This window comes from Mesorhizobium sp. M0954 (assembly GCF_040319155.1).
Taxonomy (GTDB): domain Bacteria; phylum Pseudomonadota; class Alphaproteobacteria; order Rhizobiales; family Rhizobiaceae; genus Mesorhizobium.
Window position 1 is genome coordinate 64,625 of record NZ_JAMYNR010000019.1, and the last position, 21,286, is coordinate 85,910.

Sequence of the window (21,286 nt, forward strand, 5' to 3'; positions counted from 1 at the left end):
CAGTCAGGCAGCCCTTTTCGAAAGCAGCAAGCGATAGAGTTGGATATATTTTTCGGCGCTTTTGTCCCACGAAACGTCGGCCTTCATGCCTTGCCGCTGCATCGACGTCCACACTGTGGGATTGGCATGCGCCTCGACAAGGCGGCGGACGGCGTGCAGCAAGGCGCCGGCATTGGCGGGCGCAAACTGGAAACCGGTCGCCACGCCGGCAGAAATGGCGGCTTCGTTGGCATCGATGATCGTGTCGGCAAGGCCGCCGGTGCGCGCGACGACCGGCACGCAGCCATAGCGCAGGCCGTAAAGCTGTGTCAGCCCGCAAGGTTCGAAGCGCGATGGGATAATGATTGCGTCGCAGCCGCCCTGCATGGTGTGGGAGAGTCCCTCGTCATAGCCGACGACGACGCCGATGCGGCCGCGATGGCGGGCTGCGGCGGCAAGCAACGCGCCTTCCAGCCCAGCGTCGCCGGAGCCGAGGATCGCCAGCCGTGCACCTGCCGCGACGATGCCGTCGATGGCCGCAGCCAGTATGTCCATGCCCTTTTGCCAGGTCAGCCGGCTGACGACGCAGACGATCGGACTGTCATCGCGATCGAGGCTGAAACGGTCCTCGACCGCGGCCTTGTTGGGCATTCGCGCCTTGAGCGTCTTTGCGGTGTAGTTGGAGACCAGATGCTTGTCGGTTTCCGGGTTCCAGATCTCGGTATCGATGCCGTTGACGATGCCATGGAGATCGACGGAGCGCATGTTGATCAGGCCGTCGAGGCCCATGCCGAATTCGGGCAAGCGGATTTCCTGCGCATAGGTCGGGCTGACCGTGGTGATCGCCCACGCCGCCTGCAGGCCGGCCTTGAGGAAGCCGACGCCGCCGTAATATTCGACGCCGTCGAGCGCCATCGCCGCCGCCGGCAGGCCAAGCTCGCCAAAGATGCCGGCGCCGAACTGGCCTTGGAAGGCTAGGTTGTGCACGGTGATCATCGACGGCGTGCCGACCGCCTTGCCGTAGCGCATGTAGGCAAGCGTCATTGCCGACTGCCAGTCATGGGCATGGACGATATCGGGCAGGTAGCCCGAGATCGCGCCGCCGGCAATATCACCGCCTACCTGGCTCAAGGCCGCGAACCGGCGCCAATTGTCCGGCCAGTCGGCGCCTGTCGCGTTGCCGTATGGGCCGCCGGGACGGTCGAAAAGATGCGGCGCGTCGAGCACGAACAGGTCGAGCCCGGCGATCTGGGCGGCATGCACCGAAGCCTTGCCGCCCTGCAGCAATGGATATTGCTGAACCGGCTTCTTTCTCCTGAAGGCGCCCATCACCTGCGGGTAGCCGGGGACGAGCGTGCGCATGGTGACGCCCTTGCCGGCCAATGCCATGGGCAAGGCGCCGGTTACGTCGGCGAGCCCTCCGGTCTTGACCAGCGGAAAGATCTCGGGCGCCACCGACAGAACCTGCATGCACTACGATCCCAGCCTGTTGATCATGTCCTGCGTGACCAGGCAGATGCCTTTTTCCGAAACGCGGAAACGCTTGGCGTCGAGGACGGGATCCTCGCCGACCACCAGACCCTCCGGGATCCTGACGCCGTGATCGATGACCACGCGCTTCAGCCTGGCGTTGCGGCCGACATGGACGTCCGGCAGCATGACGACCTCCTCCAGCGTCGAATAGGAATTGATGCGCGCGCCGGTGAAGATCAGGCTTCGCTTCAGCGAAGCGCCCGAAACGATGCAATCGCCCGACACGAGAGACGACACGGCCGACCCGCGGCGGCCATCCTCGTCATGCACGAATTTTGCCGGCGGCTTCAACTCGGCATAGGTCCAGATCGGCCAATCGCGGTCGTAAAGGTCGAGTTCCGGCGTGATGTCGGTCAGGTCGATATTGGCCTCCCAATAGGCGTCGACCGTGCCGACGTCGCGCCAATAGGCCTCGTTCTCGGCGGTCGAGCGCACGCAGGATTTGGCAAAACGATGGGCGATCGCCTTTCCGTGCTCGACGATGTAGGGGATGATGTCCTTGCCGAAGTCCCGGCTCGAGCCGGGCTCCGCCGCATCGCGACGCAATTGCTCCATCAGGAATTTGGTCTTGAACACATAGATGCCCATCGAGGCCAGCGCGAAATCCGGTTTGTCGGGAATTCCCGGCGGATCGGCGGGCTTTTCGATGAAGGAGATGATGGTGTCCTTGGGATCGACATGCATGACGCCGAAGCCGGTGGCTTCCATGCGCGGCACTTCGAGGCAGCCGACGGTGACGTCGGCGCCGGCCTCGACATGCTGGCGCAGCATCATTTCGTAGTCCATCTTGTAGATGTGGTCGCCGGCCAGGATGACCATGTATTCCGGCCCGTAGGCCTCGATGATGTCGATGTTCTGGTAAACGGCGTCGGCGGTGCCCTCATACCATTGCGTTTCCGATACACGCTGGCTGGCAGGCAGGATGTCGAAACTCTCGTTGCGCTCGGGCCGCAGGAAGTTCCAGCCGCGCTGCAGATGGCGGATCAGCGAATGCGCCTTGTACTGGGTGGCGACGCCGAGGCGGCGGATACCGGAATTGAGCGCATTGGAGAGCGCGAAATCGATGATGCGGGTCTTGCCGCCAAAATAGACCGCCGGCTTGGCGCGGCGGTCGGTCAGTTCCTTGAGCCGGCTACCACGGCCGCCTGCCAGCACATAAGCCATGGCGTCGCGTGCCAGCGGCTGTGTTCGTTTTATTTCAGCCATTCCTATCCTCCCAGGTTAGATGCTCCAGACATAGCTCAGTCCGGGACGAATTCGAGCATGATCGTCGACAGCGGCGGCAAAAGCATCGTCGCCGAAATGCCTCCTCCTTCCGCCCGAGCCTCGACGACGCCGCTATTGCCCTTGCCGGAACCGCCATAATCCGTGGCATCGGTGTTGATGATCTCGCGCCATTTTCCGGCCTGCGGCAACGGCACGCGGTAATTGTCGCGCGGCACCGGCGTGAAGTTGGAAATGACGGCGACCGGGTTGCCGCCCGGCGCGCTGCGCAGCCAGGCAAATACCGAGTTCGCGCTGTCGTCGACGATCAGCCAGGAAAAGCCCTCCGGCTCGCAGTCGCGGGCATGCAGCGCGGGGCGCGAGCGGTAGAGATAGTTGAGATCGCGCACCGTCTGCCAGACGCCGCGGTGGAGCCGGAAATCGAGCAGGTTCCAGTCGAGCGCGCGCGCCTCGCTCCACTCGCGGCGCTGTGCGAACTCCTGGCCCATGAACAACAGCTTCTTGCCGGGATAACCCCACATGAAGGCGTAATAGGCGCGCAGCGTCGCGAATTTCTGCCAGTCGTCGCCGGCCATCTTGTTGAGCAGCGTGCCCTTGCCGTGCACCACCTCATCATGGGACAGCGGCAGCACGAAATTCTCGCTGAAAGCGTAGACCAGGCCGAAGGTGATGTCGTTGTGGTGATGCTTGCGGAAGATCGGCTCCTTGGAGAAATACTCCAAAGTGTCATGCATGAAGCCCATGTTCCATTTGAAACCGAAGCCCAGTCCGCCTTCATGCACCGGCTGCGAGACTTTCGGCCACGAGGTCGATTCCTCGGCGATGGTCATCACACCTGGATGGTGGCCGTAGACCTCCTTGTTCATACGCTGCAGGAAGCTGACCGCTTCGAGGTTCTCCCGCCCGCCCTTCTCGTTGGGAATCCATTCACCGGCCTTGCGCGAATAATCGAGATAAAGCATCGAGGCGACCGCATCGACGCGCAGTCCGTCGACGTGATATTTCTCGGCCCAGAACAGCGCATTGTTGACCAGGAACGAAATCACTTCGCGGCGCCCAAAATTGTAGATCGCGGTGCTCCAGTCGGGATGGAAGCCCTTGCGCGGATCGGCATGTTCGTAGAGCGCGGTACCGTCGAACTTTGCCAGACCGTGTTCGTCAACCGGGAAATGCGCCGGCACCCAGTCGAGGATGACGCCGATGCCTGCGCGGTGGGCGCCGTCGACGAAGCGGGCAAAACCGTCCGGATCGCCAAAGCGGGCAGTCGGCGCATAAAGACCCGTCGTCTGGTAGCCCCAGGACGGGTCATAAGGGTGTTCGGCGATCGGCATGAATTCGATGTGGGTAAAGCCGGTCTCGACCACGTAAGGGATCAGCCTGTCGGCGAGCTCGTCCCACGACAGGAAGCTGCCGTCGTCGTGAAGCCGCCATGACCCGGCATGGACCTCGTAGATCGATACGGCTTCGCGCCTCTGGTCGGCATTGCGCCAGTAGTTCCGGTGCGCCTCGTCGCCCCATTCGTGCGCCGGCGGCAGCGCCGTCACCGAGGCGGTGGCCGGGCGCAGTTCGGACTTGAAGGCGAACGGATCGGCTTTGAGCGGCAATCTCACGCCATCCGGCCCGATGATTTCATACTTATACGGGCGGCCAGCGCCGATGTCGGGAATGAACAGCTCCCAGATGCCGGTATCGCGGCGGACGCGCATGGTATGCCTGCGGCCGTCCCACTCGTTGAAGTCGCCGACCACCGAGACGCGCCTTGCATTGGGCGCCCACACCGCAAAATGCACACCCGATGCACCTTCATGGTCGATGAGATGGGCGCCAAGCTTGTCGAACAGCCTGAGATGCGACCCTTCGGCGATGTAATAATCGTCCAGCGGGCCGAGCACGGGACCGAAGGAATATGGGTCGGTCAGCCACCAGTCACCGCCGGAATTCCTGGCGTGATAGCGCAGCGGCTGGCGTTTGCGCAGCGACAGTTTGCCTTCGAAGAAACCGCGGTCGTCGCGTCTCGACAGTTCGCCGGCATTCTTGCCGGTCAGCGTATAGGCGGTGACGAACTCGGCATGAGGGACGAAGCAGCGGGCGACAAAGCCCTTTCCCGCCTCATGCACGCCAAGCACGGCAAACGGATCGCCGTGCGTGCCGGCGACAATCGCCGCGACATCGCCGGCTGGCGCCAGTCCGTCCGGCCCGTTTGTCGCAACGGTCGCGCGCGGCTTGCTCATCAGGCAGTGACCCTCCCCGGGCACCAAGTGTATGTTTCTAGTGGAGTTTTGAATTCGACATTCGCCATGCCGCCTTACCCTCCAAGGGATGCGAGGGTCAAATCACTCCACTAGGGCCACATTGTTCGTAGTCTCATGCAATCACATCAGGCGGGCACGTGCCAGATGTCTTTCGCATATTGGCGGATCGTGCGGTCGGACGAGAACCAGCCGACGCGCGCGACATTGCGGATGGCTCTGGCGTACCAGTCCGGGCTGTTGCGCCAGACGGCATCGACGTCGCGCTGGGTGGCGGCGTAGGCATCGAAATCCGCGGCGACCATGAACCAGTCGCTCTGGTAAAGACCGTTGATCAGGTCGCGATAACGGTCCGGATCGTCAGGTGAAAAGACTCCGGATGAAACCGCGGCCAGCGCCTGCGCCAATTCAGGCGATCCCTCGATCACAGCGCGAGGATCGTAACCATTGTTGCGTCGCTCGGCGACCTCATCGGTGGTCAGGCCGAAGATGAAGATATTGTCGTCGCCCACGCATTCCTTGATCTCGACATTGGCGCCGTCGAGCGTGCCGATGGTCAGCGCGCCGTTCAGCGCGAACTTCATGTTGCCGGTGCCGGACGCTTCCATGCCGGCGGTCGATATCTGCTCCGAAAGATCGGCGGCCGGCATCATGATCTCGGCCAGGCTGACATTGTAGTTCGGCACGAATACCACTTTCAGCAAGCCGCGCACCGCCGGGTCGCGGTTGATGACCCGGGCGACGTCATTGGCAAGTTTGATGATCAGCTTGGCGTTGTGATAGCTGGGCGCCGCCTTGCCGCCGAAGAATTTGACGCGAGGCATCCAGTCGCGCTCCGGATGCGAGCGGATCTGGTCGTAAAGCGCGACCGCTTCGAGAATGTTCAAGAGCTGGCGCTTGTATTCGTGGATGCGCTTGACCTGGATGTCGAACAGCGCCGATGGGTCGACCTTGATGCCGAGCCGGTCGGCAACGAGCTTGGCAAGCCTCATCTTGTTCGCCCGTTTGACGGCGGCGAACTTGTCGCGGAAGGCTGCGTCCTCAGCGAAAGGATCAAGCCGCTTTATCTCGTCGATGTCGTCGAGGAAGCCGTCGCCAATCGCCTCTCGGGTGAGTGCAGTGAGGCCGGGATTACACTGTATCAGCCAGCGCCGTGGTGTGATCCCGTTGGTCTTGTTGTTGATGCGATCCGGGTAGAGCCTGTGGAGGTCGGCAAACACCGTCTCCTTCATCAATTCCGTATGCAGTGCCGACACGCCGTTGATCGAGTGCGAGCCGACAAAGGCCAGATTGCCCATACGCACGCGCCGATCGCCATTTTCCTGGATCAGCGAGATGCGGCTGATCTGCTCGTCCGAGAACTGGTCGGAGGCGCGCGCCTCGAGCAGCACCTCGGCGTTGATGGCGTAGACGATCTGCATGTGGCGCGGCAACAGCCGCTCGAACAGCGGCACGGGCCAGCTTTCCAGCGCTTCGGGAAGGAGCGTGTGGTTGGTGTAGCCGAAAGTGCGCTTGGTGATGCTCCAGGCCTGGTCGAAATCCATGCCATGGACATCCATCAACAGGCGCATCAACTCGGGGACGGCGATGGCCGGATGGGTGTCGTTAAGATGGATCGCCGCCTTGTCGGGCAGCGATTGCAGGTCGCCATACTGGCTGAGATGACGCTGGACGATGTCCTGCAGCGAGGCGGTGGAGAAGAAATACTCCTGCCTGAGCCGCAACTCCTGGCCGGCCTTGTGGGAATCGGCCGGGTAAAGGACGCGCGACAACGCATCGGCCTTGTTGCTTTCGGCGAGCGCACCGATGTGATCGCCGGCATTGAACTTGTCGAGCAGGATCGGGTCGACCGGCATGCCGGACCACAGACGCAGCGTGTTGACGCGGTTGGCCCGCCAGCCAACCACTGGCGTATCGTAAGCGACGGCCAGAACATGTTCCGTCGGCTTCCAGACGTGGCGCTCGAGCCTGCCGTCCTTCGACGTGACCGATTCCACCGAGCCGCCGAAGCCGACCTCGAAGGAGCGTTCGCGGCGCTCGAACTCCCAGGGATTGCCGTGATCGAGCCACGTCTCGGGCAGCTCCACCTGCCAGCCGTCATGGATCTCCTGCCGAAACATGCCGTTGGCGTAGCGGATGCCGTAGCCATGCGTGGGGATATTGACGGTCGCCATGCTTTCCATGAAGCAGGCGGCGAGCCGGCCAAGACCGCCATTGCCAAGGGCAGCGTCCGGTTCGAGCGCTGCAATGATGTCGAGGTCGACGCCAAGCGACGACAGCGCCTCGCGCATATTGTCCATCAGGCCGAGATTGGAGAAGGCGTCGCGCATCAGGCGGCCGATGAGGAATTCCAGTGACAGGTAGTAGACGCGCTTTTCCTGCTGGGCGTAGGCCTCTTGGGTCGCCTGCATCCAGTGATCGACGATGCGGTCGCGTACAACCTTGATCGAGGCGGTGAGCCAATCGTACTGGGTTGCAACGTTGGTGCCCTTGCCGACCCTGTATTTGAGGGCTTGCAAGACTTCCTCGGCGAGCGTCTTGGGATCCGGGTTTTTGAGCGTGGGCAGAGGAGCTTCGGTTGTCATCGCGCGCGTCATGCTGCCTCTCGTGACGTTGCCAGGATCATGCGGCTTTCACCATCTCTGCCAATGCTAGTACATCCCACCGGATGTTCAATCGATTCAGGTGATCGCAAGCCGGGTTGCCCTGCGGCAATTTGGCATTTGGAAACAGCGCGTTTGGGACCTCCGCGATGGGCCTCAAGTTCTTGCTCAGGCCGCCAGCGCCGCTTCCGGCGGCACCTTGGCGCCGGTCATGAAGGCGACCGCGTCGGACATCGTATACTGCTTCGGATCGATGACGCAGAGGCGACGGCCGAGCCGGTGAATGTGGATGCGGTCCGCCACCTCGAAAACATGCGGCATGTTGTGTGAAATCAGCACGATCGGCAGGCCACGCCGTTTAACGTCGAGGATCAGTTCGAGCACGCGGCGGCTCTCCTTGACGCCGAGCGCGGCCGTCGGCTCATCCATGATGACCATCTTCGAGCCGAAGGCGGCGGCGCGGGCCACCGCCACGCCTTGGCGCTGGCCGCCCGAAAGCGTTTCCACCGCCTGGCTGATGTTCTGGATCGTCATCAGGCCAAGTTCGGTGAGCTTGTCGCGGGCGCGCTTTTCCATCGCCGGACGGTCGAGCATGCGTAGCCAGTTGCCAAGAAAGCCCGGCTTGCGGATCTCGCGGCCGAGGAACATGTTGTCGGCGATGGACAGCGCCGGCGACAGAGCCAGGTTCTGATAGACGGTCTCGATGCCGGCCTCGCGCGCCTCCATCGGTGATTTGAAGGCGATAGGCTTGCCTTCAAGCCGTATCTCACCTTCGTCGGGGGTGACCGCTCCGGAAATGGCTTTGATAAGCGATGACTTGCCGGCGCCGTTGTCGCCAATGACAGCAAGGATTTCGCCCGGATAGAGGTCGAAGTCTGCGCTGTCGAGAGCGGTGACGCGGCCGTAGCGCTTGACCAGGCTGCGCGCGGTAAGGATCGGTTCGTGAGTCTGGTTCATGCCGAGATCTTCCTGATCCACTGGTCGATACCAACAGCGATGATGATAAGGGCGCCGACGGACAATTGCGTCCATTGCGGATCTGTCCCCCAAAGCCTGAGGCCGAGCGCGAACACGCCGACGATCAGCGCACCGAAGATGGTCCCGAGGATGGAGCCGCGGCCGCCGAACAGCGAAGTGCCGCCGATCACCACGGCGGTAATCGAATTGATGTTCTCGAACTGCCCGGCCTGTGGCGAGACCGATCCGATGCGTCCGATCAGGGCCCAGCCGGCGATGGCGCAAATGATACCAGTCAGCGTGTAGACCGCGACCAGCATCCGGCTGACGCGCACTCCCGACAGTTCCGCGGCCTCCGGGTCGTCGCCCACCGCATAGACGTGCCGGCCCCACGCGGTGTGATTGAGCACGTACCAGGCAATTGCCGCCATGATCAGCACCAACAGCACGCCATAGGTGAAGACGGCGCCCCCGATCCTGAACGATCCGCCGAAAAACTGCAGCAGCGGCGCCGTCGTCTCGAGATCCTGGCTGCGGATGGTCTCGTTACCGGAATAGATGAAGTTGATGGCAGCGTAGATCGACCAGGTGCCGAGCGTCACGATGAATGGCGGCAGTTTCACCCAAGCGATGAGAATGCCGTTGATCAAGCCGCAAATCGCGCCGACAAGCAGCCCGACGGCAACGGCCACCGGCGCTGGAACACCGTAATGCATGGCAAACTGGCCCATGACGACCGAGCTCAGCACCATGATGGCACCGACGGACAGGTCGATGCCGGCGGTGAGCACCACCAGTGTCTGCGCGATGCCAACCATGCCGGTTATCGCCACCTGCTGGAGGATCAGGGTGAGGGTGAAAGGAGAAAAGAAGCGTCCGCCGACGACCACTGCGAACAGACCCACCGAGATGATCAGGATGATCAGGGGCACCATGGCAGGGCTTTTGTGCAAGCGGTGCTGGATGCTCTCGAGCGTCGAGCGGGAATGCGTCTCGAATGAAGCGACGCTGGTGTCACTAGTGGCCAGGACCGTCTCGAATTCCTGCGGTCCCTTGCTCCTGGTTGTTTCGACGCTCAAGTCGGCCTCCCCGCCTGTGATGTGGAGCGGCCGAAACCGCTCCACATTCTCTATTGTTCTTTTGAAGTTGAGCCGATCAGGGGATCAAATCAACCCCAGCACTTGCTGAGGCCTTGCTTCGTGTCAATGGATTCGATGCCGGCGGCAGGCTTGTCGGTGATCAGCGTCACGCCGGTGTTGTAGAAGTTCAGACCGGGCGACGGCTCAGGCTTCTTGCCGCTGTCGGCAAAGGTCTTGATCGCCTCGATGCCGAGCGAGGCCATGAGCAGTGGATATTGCTGTGAAGTGGCGCCGATCACGCCCTCGGCAACGTTCTTGACACCCGGGCAGCCGCCATCGACCGAGACAATCAGGACGTCCTTCTCCTTGCCGACGGCCTTCAGCGCCTGGTAGGCGCCCGCGGCCGCAGGTTCGTTGATGGTGTAGACGACGTTGATATCCGGATCCTTCTGCAGGCAATTCTCCATGGCAGTGTGCCCGCCATCCTCATTGCCGCTCGACAGATCGTGACAGACATTGCGTGCGTCGGTTTCGTCGCCGATCTTGTTGGGATCGCCGAGGTCGATGCCGAAGCCCTTCATGAAGCCCTGATCACGCTGCACGTCGACGGAGGGCTGGCTGGCGATAAGATCCATGTAGGCGATGTGCGCGTCCTTGGCCTTGTCGCCCAAGGTGGCCTTTGCCCAGGAGCCGATAAGCTCGCCGGCCTTGAAATTGTCGGTCGCAAACGTCGCATCCGCGGCGTCGGCAGGCTCTAGCTGGGTGTCCAGAGCGATCACCAGCACCCCTGCATCACGCGCCTTCTTCACCGCCGGCACGATGGCCGCAGTGTCGGTGGCGGTGATCAAAATGCCCTTGGCGCCGTCGGCGATGCAGGATTCGATCGCCGCAACCTGGCCCTCATTGTCACCTTCCGCCTTGCCGGCGTAGGCCTTCAGATCGACACCAATTTCCTTGGCTTTCGCGGCGGCACCTTCCTTCATCTTGACGAAGAAGGGATTGGTGTCGGTCTTGGTGATCAAGCAGGCGCCGACCCCGGCGGCCGATGCCGTCGACGCAAAGGCCATCAGGCTCAGTCCGGCCGCGGCAAACACGGTGGATTTCAACAGTTTTGACGTGGTCACGATTTTCCTCCCATGGAACCATTTAGGATGCCGGCCAACCGGCATCTGCAGCGCGTCCGACGAAATCTCCCAGTGTCGGCGCCGACACTCAAGAGACACCAGTCCGCCAGCACTGTCAATAATTAAATCACTCTTATTTATTATTGACAACGCAGGATCGTTCACTCACTCTAGACCAAAAGCATTGAGGGGAAACGACGGGAGGAACAGGGTGGAGACCGGCATTACGAGGCACGGCTCGCCCGATGCGGCCGAAAGCCGCCTGCACCGCGGCACCAATCAAAGCGGCATGCGGGACCACAATGAGCGGCTGGTGCTGTCGCTGGTGCGCCAGCACGGCAGCCTGGCCAAATCCGACATCGCACGTATGACCGGCCTTTCGGCGCAGACAGTGTCAGTCATCATGCGCGAACTGGAGGAGGACGACCTGCTCGTCCGCCAGGCGCCGTTGCGCGGCAAGATCGGCCAGCCCTCGATACCCATGGCGCTCAATCCCGACGGCGCCTATTTCATCGGCCTGAAGATCGGCCGCCGCAGCGCCGAGTTGGTGCTGATCGATTTCCTCGGCAATGTGCGCTCTATGCTGCAGCATTCCTACCGCTATCCGGCGCCGCGCGAAACGGTGGAATTCGTCGCAAGCGGCATGAAGAAGATGCGCGGCGAACTCACCCCGGTGCAGGATAAACGCATTGCCGGGCTTGGCATCGCCATGCCGTTCGAATTGTGGAACTGGGCCGACACCGCCGGCGCACCGCGCGAAATCATGGACGAATGGCGCCATCGCGACATCCGCGCCGATATCCAGGCGCAATGCGAATTTCCAGTCTATCTGCAGAACGACGCCACCTCGGCCTGCGGCGCCGAACTCGTGTTCGGCCACGCGGCGGGTGCGGCACGCGATTTCGTCTATTTCTATATCGGTGCCTTTGCCGGCGGCGGCATCGTGCTGAACGGCCGGTTGTTTGGTGGCCCAACCGGCAATGCCGGCGCGCTGGGCTCGATGCCGGTGCCAGGGCCGGACGGCAAGCCGACGCAGTTGATCGACGTGGCGTCGATCGCCATGCTGGAAAAGGCGCTCAACGCGCGCGGCATCGAGGCCTCGCATCTGTGGACATCACCGGGGGACTGGGGCGAGATCGGCGCCGAGCTTGACGACTGGATCGCCAGCGCCTCGCAGGCGCTTGCCTATGCCATCGTTTCGGCCTCCTCCGTCATTGACTTCGATGCCGCGGTGATCGACGGATGGATGCCGCTTGCCGTGCGCAGGCGGCTTGTCGATGCCATTATCCAGGCCATCGGCCGGATCGACGGCGAGGGCCTGAGGCTGCCGGCCGTTCGCGAGGGAACCGTCGGCATCCATGCACGGGCGCTGGGTGGCGCCAGCCTGCCGCTGTCGGAGCGCTTCCTCATCGGCTCGACCACGATTTCCCGGAGCTTCTGAGCATGCTGATCGGCATCCCGGCGCTGCTCGGCCCCGAGCTTCTGGCGATATTGCGCGCCATGGGCCATGGCGACGAGATCGCCTTGGTCGACGGCAACTACCCGGCCGAGCAGCAGGCACAGCGGCTGGTCCGCGCCGATGGTCATCATCTCGTCCCCGTGCTCGATGCGGTATTGAGCGTATTGCCGGTCGACGACGCCGTGCCGCAGGCGCTGTTTCGCGCCTCGGCCAAAGGCGATCCCCTGCTCGCCGATCCGGTTCACCATGAGATGGAAGCGATCTGCGCCAGGCGTGCGCCGGGCCGCAAGGTGGTTGCGCTTGCCGGTGCCGACTTCTATGCACGGGTCAAGGCCGCGCACGCGATCGTCGCGACGAGCGAGCCGCGGCTCTACGCCAACATCATCATTCGCAAGGGCGTGATCTATCCGCCGGAAAGCAAGACTTCATGATCCTCTGCTGCGGCGAAGCCCTGATCGACATGCTGCCGCGGACCACGACGGAGGGCGAGCCGGCCTTTGCCCCCTATGTCGGCGGTGCCGTCTTCAACTCGGCCATTGCGCTAGGCCGGCTCGGCGCGCCCGCTGCCTTTTTCTCCGGCCTGTCGTCGGATCTGTTCGGCGGCCAGCTCAGGGAGGCGCTGAAGGCCAGCAAGGTCAGTTCCACCTATGCGCACACCTCGCCGCGTCCGACTACTCTCGCCTTCGTGCGGCTCACCAACGGCCAGGCGACCTACACCTTCTACGACGAGAACACCGCCGGGCGCATGCTGACCATCGAGGACTTGCCGGAACTCGGCAGCGAGATCGAGGCCATGCTGTTCGGCGCCATCAGCCTGATCTCGGAGCCGGCCGGGTCGGCCTATGAAGAGTTCATGCGGCGCGAGCATGAGCGCCGCGTGATGATGCTCGACCCCAACATCCGGCCAAACTTCATTCCCGACAAGGCCAGGCACCTCAGGCGCATCCGCAGCATGATGGCGATGGCCGACGTCGTGAAACTGTCGGACGAGGATTTGAACTGGTTCGGCGAAGCCGGCTCGCATGAGGACGTCGTCCGTAACTGGCTGGATCGCGGCCCGAAGCTGATCGTCGTCACCCACGGCAGCGAAGGCGCGGTCGGTTACAGCAGCCAGCACCGGGTCACCGTCGTGCCGGACAAGGTCGAGGTGGTCGATACGGTCGGCGCCGGCGACACATTCAATGCCGGCATTCTTGCCTCCTTGCACGAACAGGGTCTGCTGTCGAAGACGGCAATCGCCAGTTTGCCGGAAGACGCCATCCACAAGGCGCTGACGCTCGGTGCCAAGGCGGCGGCGGTGACGGTATCGCGGGCCGGCGCCAACCCGCCATGGCGGCATGAAATCGCTTGACCGGCTGGTGCGCAGCCCATGGACTGCTCACCGACGATCACTTTATGTTTCGTCCAGCCTGGCGGGCGGGATGCGAAGCCTGTATCAGGCCGGCCGAAGCCCGGATTTCCCCGCGTTTAAGAGGGCAGATCGGAAATCAGAGGTAACAGGCTGCGACACTTGAGCAATTCAGGGTTTTTGCCCTGCGGCTTTCTCGGCCGTACCAAGTCTGCTACCAGCGGCCGGTTATCTGACTAAAACCGTTTGAGGCCGACATGCAGTTCATCGATCTTGGCGCGCAGCGCGAACGCATCCGCGACAGGCTGAAAGCGGCAATCGACCGGGTTGTCGACGAAGGCCGCTATATTCTCGGACCGCAGGTCACCGAATTCGAAAACAAGCTCGCCGCCTATATCGGCACCAAGCACGTGGTCGCTTGCGCCAACGGCACCGATGCGCTGCTGCTGCCGCTGTTTGCCGCCGGCATCGGCCCGGGCGACGCGGTGTTCGTGCCGAGCTTCACCTTCGCCGCCACGGCCGAAGTGGTGGCGCTGACCAAGGCCGAACCGGTGTTCGTCGATGTCGATGCCGACAGCTACAATATCGACATCGCCAGCCTCGAGGCGGCAATTGCCATGATCAAGGCGGAGGGCCGGCTGAGGCCGAAGGCAATCATTCCCGTCGACCTGTTCGGCCTCGCCGCCGATTACGAGGCGATCATGGCCATCGCCGATCGCGAAGGCCTGATGGTCATCGAGGATGCGGCGCAGGCGACCGGCGGCTCGGCTGACGGCAAGATGTGCGGCTCGTTCGGCACCGTGGGCTCGACCAGCTTCTATCCGGCAAAGCCGCTCGGCTGCTATGGCGACGGCGGTGCGATGTTCACCAATGACGATGCGCTGGCCGAACAGCTGCGCTCGTTCGCCTTTCACGGAAAGGGCGAAACGCAATACGACAATGTCCGCGTCGGCATCAATTCACGGCTCGACACGCTTCAGGCGGCGATCCTGATAGAGAAGCTGGCCATCCTCGAGGACGAGATGGTGGCGCGGCAAGCGGTCGCCAATCGCTATGCCGAAGGTCTCGGCGATATCGTCAAGGCGGCGCGCAATCTGGGCGGCGGCCGCTCGGCCTGGGCGCAATACGCCATCGAAACGCCGAAACGCGACGGGCTCAAGGCACATCTCGGTGAAAAGGGCATTCCGTCGGTCATCTACTATGTGAAACCGCTGCACAGCCAGATTGCCTATCGCGATTATCCGCGCACGCCGACCGGCCTTGCCGTTTCGGAAGAGCTGCCGAAGCGCATCCTGTGCCTGCCAATGCATCCCTATCTGAGCGAGGCTGACCAGGACCGGATCATCGAAACGATCCGAAACTATATCGGCTCGAATTCGGCGCATGTAGCGGCGGCATAAATTCGAAAGCTTCGAAGCATGGTCGCGGAATACATCGACGAGTTCATCATGTTCTGCGCCGGGTTGTGGATGGCTGGCGTCGGCTTCGGATTTCTCGCGGACCCGTTCCAAGCTCGCCCCGGCCAGCAGCAAGCATGGTGGACCAACTTTGGGACTCGCTTCAAATGGATGGGACCGCTGTTGATCCTCATCGCGATAGCGCTCGCATTCGCGGCACCTTCCTAGGCTGGCGTCCGACGGCAGCTCGGCACGGTCGGCCATCGTTGATCAACAACCGCCGATTCAAGCTTTGCGCGTCAAGGCAGGCGGTCATCGGCACCGATTTTGCGATGCTTTGCTGCGCGCCGCAGCATAGTCTGCACCTGGCTCCCCTTTAGGCTGGTTCTCATGAAGAAGATTGGTTTCCTCTCGTTCGGGCACTGGACGCCCTCGCCGCAATCGCAGACGCGGACGGCATCCGACGCGCTTTTGCAGTCCGTCGAGTTGGCGGTCGCGGCCGAGGAGCTGGGTGCGGACGGCGCGTATTTCCGCGTGCATCACTTCGCCCGCCAGCTCGCCTCGCCCTTCCCGCTGCTGGCGGCGGTCGGCGCAAAGACCAGCCGAATCGAGATCGGCACGGCGGTGATCGACATGCGCTATGAGAACCCGCTCTACATGGCCGAGGACGCCGGCGCCGCCGACCTAATCGCCGGAGGGCGTCTGCAGCTGGGCATCAGCCGCGGCTCGCCGGAGCAGGTAATCGAGGGATGGCGCTACTTCGGCTACGCCCCGCAAGAGGGCGAGAGCGATGCTGACATGGCCCGCAGACACACCGGAGTGCTGCTCGAAGTGTTGCTGGGCAAAGGTTTTGCGCAGCCCAACCCGCGGCCGATGTTTCCCAACCCGCCCGGCCTGCTTCGCGTTGAACCACACTCGGAGGGCCTGCGCGACCGCATCTGGTGGGGCGCCGCCACCAACGCCACGGCGGAATGGGCGGCGAGGCTGGGGATGAACCTGCAGAGCTCCACGCTCAAATTCGATGAAGGCGGAAAGCCGTTTCACATCCAGCAGGCCGAACAGATCCGGGCCTTTCGTGAGGCCTGGAAGGCGGCCGGACACACGCGCGAGCCGCGGGTGTCGGTGAGCCGGAGCGTTTTTGCATTGGTCGACGATCGCGACCGGGCCTATTTCGGCGGCAACCAGAGCGGAGATCATTTCGGTTACATCGAGGCAGACAGACGCGCGGTGTTCGGCCGCTCCTATGCCGCCGAACCGGACGTCCTGATCGAGCAGCTAAAGGGCGACGAAGCCATCGCCGAGGCCGATACGCTGCTGCTTACCGTCCCCAACCAGCTCGGCGTCGACTACAATGCCCATGTCATCGAGGCGATCCTGACCCATGTCGCCCCTGGCTTGGGCTGGCGCTGACGCGACTTTGTTCGAAAAGTCAGGGCGATCGTACGATGCCCGTGTTCTTGCGGTCTGACGGCTGCTTCCCGTCGGCTCGTTTCAGCATCGCAAATGCGCGACTGATCCGTTGCAGGGCTGTGGCGTTGGCCAGCACTGCGTACAGCGCGAACCCGCCCGCCAGAATCCAGGGCGAAGCCGCGCCCATGGCGGTCGCGACTCCGTCGGCGGCGAGCAGCACGCAAATGAACACCAGACGTTCCATCCGCTCGAAGAAATCCGGCCAACCATGGTTTTTCACCGGGATTTCCAGCGCCGTCCGCGCCTTGGCGTAACTGGTCAGGATCCCGCCGGCGAACGCGAACATTGCGATCGCCCACAGATCGGCGACCCAGCCGATAGCCGCAAAGACGGCCAATTCCTGATAGCGGTCGACGACGGCATCGAAATAGCCACCGGCCTTGGTGCTCATATTTGTCCGGCGGGCGACCGCACCGTCCAGCGCATCGAAGGTGAAGGCAAACGCCAGGCAAAGGCCAAAGGCAAGGCTTGAATGGTGGTAGACGTAGGCCGCCGAGGACAAAGCGACGAGCACCAGCCCGCTGGCCGTAACCTGGTTCGGCGTCATGCCGATCCCGATCAGCGGAGAAGCGGCCTGCTCCCATAGTGGGTCGATGCGACTTTTCATGAGACCGGCGATCATGGCGGCTCCTCTGATGATGTCGTTTCACCGAGCTTTACCAGCAATTTGCGGGTTTGTTCCACCATCGCTACCGCTCCAATTGGTCAAAGCGGGCCGAGGCCGGGCTCACGACATTCCCAAGTCACCGCAACAGCGATTTCTTTTGGCGAATGCGGCCGGCGCATTAAAGTGCTCACGAAGCTGACGAGCAAATCGGCCGGCGGTCTGGCGGCCGCACCCGAACGATGTGACTATGATTGCTTGCAATCCTCGGGAAGCCGGCCGAAACTCGATGCATAAATTTCCACCCAAGTTTGCCTATCTGCTCGCGACCTCTGTCGGCGCGGGATTATCTCCAATATGGCCGGGCACGGCCGGCGCAATGGTTGGAGTGGCTGTTGCGGCGGCTCTGATACCTGCATCGTCTTGGCTGACCGTGCTTGCCTATGCGGCCCTGTTCGTCGTCGGCGTATGGGCGTCATCGCATGTCATCTCCCGTACCGGGACGGAGGACCCGCAGATCGTCGTCATCGATGAGACCTTCGGCGCTGCCGTGACAGTTTCCATGCTGCCGCTCGACCCGCTCTGGTGGGCAGCAGGCTTCCTTGCTTTCCGGTTTTTCGACGTCGTCAAGCCTTGGCCCATCCGTATCATGCATGACAAGGTAAGGGGTGGGGCCGGCATTATGCTGGACGACGCGGCCGCGGCTGTCGTCGCTGGGGCGTTGCTGCTCCTGCTGAACGGTTTGATTGACCATTTGCGGTAACGGCGACATTCGGTCTGCCAAGGCCACGGTGGATCGGAGTTTAGCGCCACAAGGGGAGACCGGACCGATGCGAAGCCACAGGATCGCGGCCATTCCAGGCGATGGGATCGGCAAGGGAGTCGTAGCGGCCGGGCTTCGTGCGCTGGCCGTCTGCGCCCTTGGCATCGGAACGCAGAAGGCATCCGACGGTCTGCCATTGCCTATGCCGTGTGGTGGGATATCGGCGGCGGTTCGATGAACCTGCTGTCTGCGCCAGCGCACTGCCAGGCAGTCCTGAGCTCGCGCGATCGAATTCAGCACCATGGAACATCGCCTCACCCGACGACCACTTTACGACCGTGCTGATCCTCGCCGTTTGTTCGCCTGGAATGTGCCTGGCGACTTGGCGACGTGGCCCGTACGATTACGCTGGCATCAGCGGCTTGACGCGATCGACAATGGCGGCGACCGCTTCCTTCGGGCTCTTGCGACCGAGGACAGCGAGCTGAACCTCCTCGAGAAACGTCGACTGAGCGCGAGCGGCTTCGGGAAAAGCCGGGAAGGCCGGTCGCGCTTTGGCGAGCGCGGCAGCCTCGACCTTCGCCTGCGGCAGCGACCCGGCGAACGACGGCTCGGCATAGGTCGAGGTTCGGACGGGGCCATTGCCGTTGCGCGCCATGTCGAGTGTGGCGGCCTTGCTCGCTACGAAGCGGATGTAGCTCCAGGAGAGCTTCTTGTCCGTCGAATTGGCGGGAATGGCCATCGCCCAGGATTCGACGACCGGATGCATTTCGTGACCGCTGCCGAGGGTTTTGGAGCCGGGGAACTCGATCGCCTTGATCTTTCCCGGTGCGGTCGACTGTTCCTTGTTGTTGAGCTGTGCGTAGCGGGCGAAAGGCAGCACCGCGAAGGCCGCGCGCCCCTGCTGCATCCACGTCACCATGTCGTCGTTGCGCGTTGTGGCATAGCTGCGGGGGAGCGCGCCGGCCTTGAAGAGGTCGGCAAGCGCGGACAGGCCTTTTTCCATCGCCTCCGGATCGGGGACCACCTTGAACTGCTTGTCGATGAAATCGCCGCCGAAGGCGCGGGCGAACATGACCGGGAAGACGGCGAGGTCGCTCGCAAGGATCATGCCGACGACGGGCGTGCCGGACCTGGAGGTGAAGGTCAGCTTCTTCGCCTGGTCGACCAGCTCCTCCAGCGTGTTCGGTGGCGCCGAAATGCCGGCCTCCTGAAGCAGCTCCTCGTTGTAGAAAAGCCCCTGCGTGGCATGGCGCACCGGAACGCCGACGAGCTTGCCGCCGACGGTCATCGAGTGGCGCAGGCCCTCGGCGATATCGTCGAAATCCTCAATCGGCTCGGCTTTCCGGAGATCGTCTAGCGGCTCGAATAGCGAGGCGATCTGCGACGTCATGCGGTTGTCGATGACATAGCCGATGTTGAAATCGGTCTCGCTCAGGCTCGCCTCTCGGAACAGCCGGTCCTGGAGCGGATTGCTGTCAAGCGTGGTCCAGGATATCTGGGCATTGTTCTTGTCCTCCCAGGGCTTGATGACATTGCCGGCGGCGCCGGTCGTCAGGTTGGCTTGGTGGACGCGATGGCAAAGCACATTCAGCGTCTTTACCTGGGCATGGGCCAACCGACCCAAGGCACCCGTCGCGCCGGCGGCTATCGCCGTCGTCAGCAGGGCTCTGCGTGTCATGTGCAAAGGCATTGTCTTCCTCCCTTTCTCGGTGACGTCGTCACCCCTTGGTCGCGCCGGCGGTCAATCCGGCGACGAGAAACCGGTTCATCAGGACCACGAAGACGAGAACCGGCAGCAATTGGACGGTAGAGGCAGCAAAGAGGACGCCCCAGTCGACGCCATCGATCGAACTGATCATCTCCGAAAGGACCAGAGGCGCGGTCTTGGCGTGGTTGGCGGTGAAGATATAGGCGAACAGAAACTCGTTCCACGCGAAGACGACCACGAAGACGGCGACGGCGAGCATGCCGGGCGCTACGAGCGGCAAGATGATCTTCACAAGGATCGTCAGCGGCCGCGCGCCGTCGAGGACGGCCGCCTCGTCGAGTTCGCGCGGTACCTGGTCGATGAACGTGCGCATCAGGAGCGTGCCGAGCGAGACGAAGAAGGTCGCGTAGAGCAGGATCAGCACCAGATGGGTGTCGTTGAGCCCGAGCCGATTGACGACCGGGAACAGTGGCAGCGTTACGACGATCGGCGGGATCAGCCGCGATCCGATCAGAAACATCACCGATCCCTCCAGGAAACGGACGCCTCGATAGCGCGAGTAGGCAAAACCGGCGAGCAGACTTGCCATAACGGCAAGCGCCGTCGCCCCGGTGGTGATGACCAGGCTGTTGACGAGCCCGTCGAAAAAGGCCGGCCAGCGCTGCCACAGCGAGGCGTAGTGCTCGAAGGTCGGTTCGAAGAAGAGCTCCGGTGGAACCGCGAAAATCTCGCGACCGGGTTTGAACGACGAGAGCACGATGAAGCCGATCGGAAACAGTGACCAGACGACGATTGCCGCAACGGCGAGCGTCTTTCCGGCACCGATGGCGAGACGCCTAGAACGCATTGGCCACGGATTCCTTGCGCAGCCGCCAGACATAGCCAGTCGCAAGCAGCAGCGAGATGACGACCATCATCCATGCCGTCGCGGCCGCCGTGCCGAACGAGTTGTAGCGGAAGCCTTCCTGATAAAGATAAACGGAAACGACCTCGGTCGTGCGTGCCGGGCCGCCCTGGGTCAGGAGCCAGACCTCGGAAAAGAGACGGAAGGCGAAGATGTAGCGGAAGAGCAGCGCGATCAGCATCGCTGGCGCCAGAAGCGGCAGCGTGATGTTGCGGAAGAGCTGGAACGCATTGGCTCCGTCGGTGCGCCCAGCCTCGTAGAGCTCCTTCGGAACCGCGAGCCGTGCCGCATAGAGGATGATGAATGTGAATGGCAGGTGCAGCCAGATCGTGAGCAGGCCGACGAGGATGAGGCCGTGAGAAGGGATGAACGTCCAGTCGAGCGTCGGCAGACCGGTGTATCGCAGCATCAGCGTGATCGGGCCGACGTCTGGATCGAACAGGAAGCGCCACATTGCGACCGCCGTCACCTCGCTGATGGCGTAGGGAGCGAGCACCACGACGAGCATGACGCGCTGGAGGGGAAGCCCGGAGGCGAAAAGCAGGGCCAGGCCAAGGCCGAGCAGCAGTTCGATATGAACCGCCACGGCGACGACGAGGACCGTGTTCCAGACCGAACCCCAAAAATAGGGATCGGTGAGGACGCGGATATAGTTATCGAAGCCAACGAAGGTTGCCGATTGGCCGAATGACGAGGCTTCGAAACTCAGCCACAGGACGAAGATCGCGGGGAGCACGATGATCCCAAGCACCAGGAGGTGCACGGGCGTCGCATAGAGGTAGGCAGGCGAAAACGCGAAGCGCCGCCTCTTGGTCTCGCCAGCCGCTTCCGCCGCCCCTTCCCCCCTGTGGCCGACGGACGCCTCGGAACCAAATGCCATTG

Annotated in this window: 18 protein-coding genes; 7 read left to right on the forward strand and 11 right to left on the reverse strand. The window is 62.7% G+C overall.

All coding sequences use genetic code 11. From position 1 onward, the window contains the following. Positions 1-3: 3 nt before the first annotated feature. The 7 genes from glgA to NKH93_RS23615 form a co-directional block, all read right to left on the reverse strand. The gene (gene glgA / locus NKH93_RS23585) at positions 4-1,449 is read right to left on the reverse strand and encodes a glycogen synthase GlgA (RefSeq protein WP_352972285.1); all 1,446 of its coding nucleotides are present in this window, start codon (positions 1,447-1,449) and stop codon (positions 4-6) included. 3 nt (positions 1,450-1,452) lie between these two features. Further along, positions 1,453-2,718 (reverse strand): glucose-1-phosphate adenylyltransferase, encoded by a 1,266-nt coding sequence (gene glgC, locus NKH93_RS23590; protein ID WP_352490794.1) that lies wholly within the window; start codon positions 2,716-2,718, stop codon positions 1,453-1,455. A 35-nt stretch (positions 2,719-2,753) separates the two neighbouring features. Further along, complete coding sequence (gene glgB / locus NKH93_RS23595) at positions 2,754-4,967, reverse strand: 1,4-alpha-glucan branching protein GlgB (protein WP_352972287.1); 2,214 nt, start codon at positions 4,965-4,967, stop codon at positions 2,754-2,756. Between the two features lie 146 nt (positions 4,968-5,113). Continuing rightward, positions 5,114-7,582, reverse strand: coding sequence for a glycogen/starch/alpha-glucan phosphorylase (locus NKH93_RS23600; RefSeq protein ID WP_352490792.1), 2,469 nt, complete (start codon positions 7,580-7,582; stop codon positions 5,114-5,116). 174 nt (positions 7,583-7,756) lie between these two features. Then, on the reverse strand, positions 7,757-8,545 hold the full coding sequence (locus NKH93_RS23605) for an ATP-binding cassette domain-containing protein (RefSeq protein ID WP_352490791.1): 789 nt from the start codon (positions 8,543-8,545) through the stop codon (positions 7,757-7,759). Beyond that, entirely contained in the window at positions 8,542-9,624 is a 1,083-nt protein-coding gene (locus NKH93_RS23610; RefSeq protein ID WP_352449101.1) for an ABC transporter permease, read from the reverse strand. Before NKH93_RS23610 ends, NKH93_RS23605 begins: the two co-directional genes overlap by 4 nt. Positions 9,625-9,713: 89 nt before the next feature. Then, positions 9,714-10,730: a sugar ABC transporter substrate-binding protein gene (locus NKH93_RS23615; RefSeq protein WP_352449223.1), complete on the reverse strand. Its 1,017-nt coding sequence runs from the start codon at positions 10,728-10,730 to the stop codon at positions 9,714-9,716. 229 nt (positions 10,731-10,959) lie between these two features. Between NKH93_RS23615 and NKH93_RS23620 the strand changes: the two genes are divergently transcribed. The 6 genes from NKH93_RS23620 (at position 10,960) to NKH93_RS23645 (ending at position 16,362) form a co-directional block, all read left to right on the forward strand. Continuing rightward, complete coding sequence (locus tag NKH93_RS23620) at positions 10,960-12,189, forward strand: ROK family transcriptional regulator (protein ID WP_352972291.1); 1,230 nt, start codon at positions 10,960-10,962, stop codon at positions 12,187-12,189. A 2-nt stretch (positions 12,190-12,191) separates the two neighbouring features. Continuing rightward, positions 12,192-12,638: an RbsD/FucU family protein gene (locus NKH93_RS23625; protein WP_352449103.1), complete on the forward strand. Its 447-nt coding sequence runs from the start codon at positions 12,192-12,194 to the stop codon at positions 12,636-12,638. Beyond that, positions 12,635-13,558, forward strand: coding sequence for a carbohydrate kinase family protein (locus NKH93_RS23630; protein WP_352449104.1), 924 nt, complete (start codon positions 12,635-12,637; stop codon positions 13,556-13,558). The genes NKH93_RS23625 and NKH93_RS23630 overlap by 4 nt, the downstream gene beginning before the upstream one ends. A gap of 254 nt (positions 13,559-13,812) precedes the next feature. Then, a complete protein-coding gene (locus tag NKH93_RS23635) occupies positions 13,813-14,955 on the forward strand; it encodes a DegT/DnrJ/EryC1/StrS family aminotransferase (protein ID WP_352449105.1) in 1,143 nt (380 codons plus the stop codon). 18 nt (positions 14,956-14,973) lie between these two features. Continuing rightward, positions 14,974-15,180 carry a hypothetical protein gene (locus NKH93_RS23640; RefSeq protein WP_352490787.1) on the forward strand — a complete coding sequence of 69 codons (207 nt, stop codon included), beginning with the start codon at positions 14,974-14,976 and terminating at the stop codon, positions 15,178-15,180. A 162-nt stretch (positions 15,181-15,342) separates the two neighbouring features. Next, positions 15,343-16,362 carry an LLM class flavin-dependent oxidoreductase gene (locus NKH93_RS23645; protein WP_352972295.1) on the forward strand — a complete coding sequence of 340 codons (1,020 nt, stop codon included), beginning with the start codon at positions 15,343-15,345 and terminating at the stop codon, positions 16,360-16,362. A gap of 19 nt (positions 16,363-16,381) precedes the next feature. On the opposite strand, the gene NKH93_RS23650 is transcribed toward NKH93_RS23645, so the two are convergent. Then, entirely contained in the window at positions 16,382-17,044 is a 663-nt protein-coding gene (locus tag NKH93_RS23650; protein WP_352972298.1) for a CDP-alcohol phosphatidyltransferase family protein, read from the reverse strand. 271 nt (positions 17,045-17,315) lie between these two features. Between NKH93_RS23650 and NKH93_RS23655 the strand changes: the two genes are divergently transcribed. After that, positions 17,316-17,789, forward strand: a complete 474-nt coding sequence (locus NKH93_RS23655) for a phosphatidylglycerophosphatase A family protein (protein WP_352972301.1) — start codon at positions 17,316-17,318, stop codon at positions 17,787-17,789. 403 nt (positions 17,790-18,192) lie between these two features. Here NKH93_RS23655 and NKH93_RS23660 read toward each other — a convergent pair whose 3' ends face one another. From NKH93_RS23660 to NKH93_RS23670, 3 genes are read right to left on the reverse strand one after another with little or no spacing between them, the layout of a single operon-like run. Then, positions 18,193-19,482 (reverse strand): ABC transporter substrate-binding protein, encoded by a 1,290-nt coding sequence (locus NKH93_RS23660; RefSeq protein WP_352972304.1) that lies wholly within the window; start codon positions 19,480-19,482, stop codon positions 18,193-18,195. A gap of 28 nt (positions 19,483-19,510) precedes the next feature. Then, positions 19,511-20,347 (reverse strand): carbohydrate ABC transporter permease, encoded by an 837-nt coding sequence (locus tag NKH93_RS23665; RefSeq protein ID WP_352470924.1) that lies wholly within the window; start codon positions 20,345-20,347, stop codon positions 19,511-19,513. Next, positions 20,337-21,284 carry a carbohydrate ABC transporter permease gene (locus NKH93_RS23670; protein WP_352771849.1) on the reverse strand — a complete coding sequence of 316 codons (948 nt, stop codon included), beginning with the start codon at positions 21,282-21,284 and terminating at the stop codon, positions 20,337-20,339. Before NKH93_RS23670 ends, NKH93_RS23665 begins: the two co-directional genes overlap by 11 nt. Positions 21,285-21,286 lie beyond the last annotated feature (2 nt).

Bases quoted from the DNA above. Each gene is read 5' to 3' on its own strand.
- glgB (WP_352972287.1), bottom strand. From the start codon at position 4,967: ATGAGCAAGCCGCGCGCGACCGTTGCGACAAACGGGCCGGACGGACTG.
- NKH93_RS23650 (WP_352972298.1), bottom strand. From the start codon at position 17,044: ATGATCGCCGGTCTCATGAAAAGTCGCATCGACCCACTATGGGAGCAG.
- glgA (WP_352972285.1), bottom strand. From the start codon at position 1,449: ATGCAGGTTCTGTCGGTGGCGCCCGAGATCTTTCCGCTGGTCAAGACC.
- glgC (WP_352490794.1), bottom strand. From the start codon at position 2,718: ATGGCTGAAATAAAACGAACACAGCCGCTGGCACGCGACGCCATGGCT.
- NKH93_RS23660 (WP_352972304.1), bottom strand. From the start codon at position 19,482: ATGCCTTTGCACATGACACGCAGAGCCCTGCTGACGACGGCGATAGCC.
- NKH93_RS23625 (WP_352449103.1), top strand. From the start codon at position 12,192: ATGCTGATCGGCATCCCGGCGCTGCTCGGCCCCGAGCTTCTGGCGATA.
- NKH93_RS23635 (WP_352449105.1), top strand. From the start codon at position 13,813: ATGCAGTTCATCGATCTTGGCGCGCAGCGCGAACGCATCCGCGACAGG.
- NKH93_RS23605 (WP_352490791.1), bottom strand. From the start codon at position 8,545: ATGAACCAGACTCACGAACCGATCCTTACCGCGCGCAGCCTGGTCAAG.
- NKH93_RS23640 (WP_352490787.1), top strand. From the start codon at position 14,974: ATGGTCGCGGAATACATCGACGAGTTCATCATGTTCTGCGCCGGGTTG.
- NKH93_RS23630 (WP_352449104.1), top strand. From the start codon at position 12,635: ATGATCCTCTGCTGCGGCGAAGCCCTGATCGACATGCTGCCGCGGACC.
- NKH93_RS23600 (WP_352490792.1), bottom strand. From the start codon at position 7,582: ATGACGCGCGCGATGACAACCGAAGCTCCTCTGCCCACGCTCAAAAAC.
- NKH93_RS23645 (WP_352972295.1), top strand. From the start codon at position 15,343: ATGAAGAAGATTGGTTTCCTCTCGTTCGGGCACTGGACGCCCTCGCCG.
- NKH93_RS23665 (WP_352470924.1), bottom strand. From the start codon at position 20,347: ATGCGTTCTAGGCGTCTCGCCATCGGTGCCGGAAAGACGCTCGCCGTT.
- NKH93_RS23670 (WP_352771849.1), bottom strand. From the start codon at position 21,284: ATGGCATTTGGTTCCGAGGCGTCCGTCGGCCACAGGGGGGAAGGGGCG.
- NKH93_RS23655 (WP_352972301.1), top strand. From the start codon at position 17,316: ATGCATAAATTTCCACCCAAGTTTGCCTATCTGCTCGCGACCTCTGTC.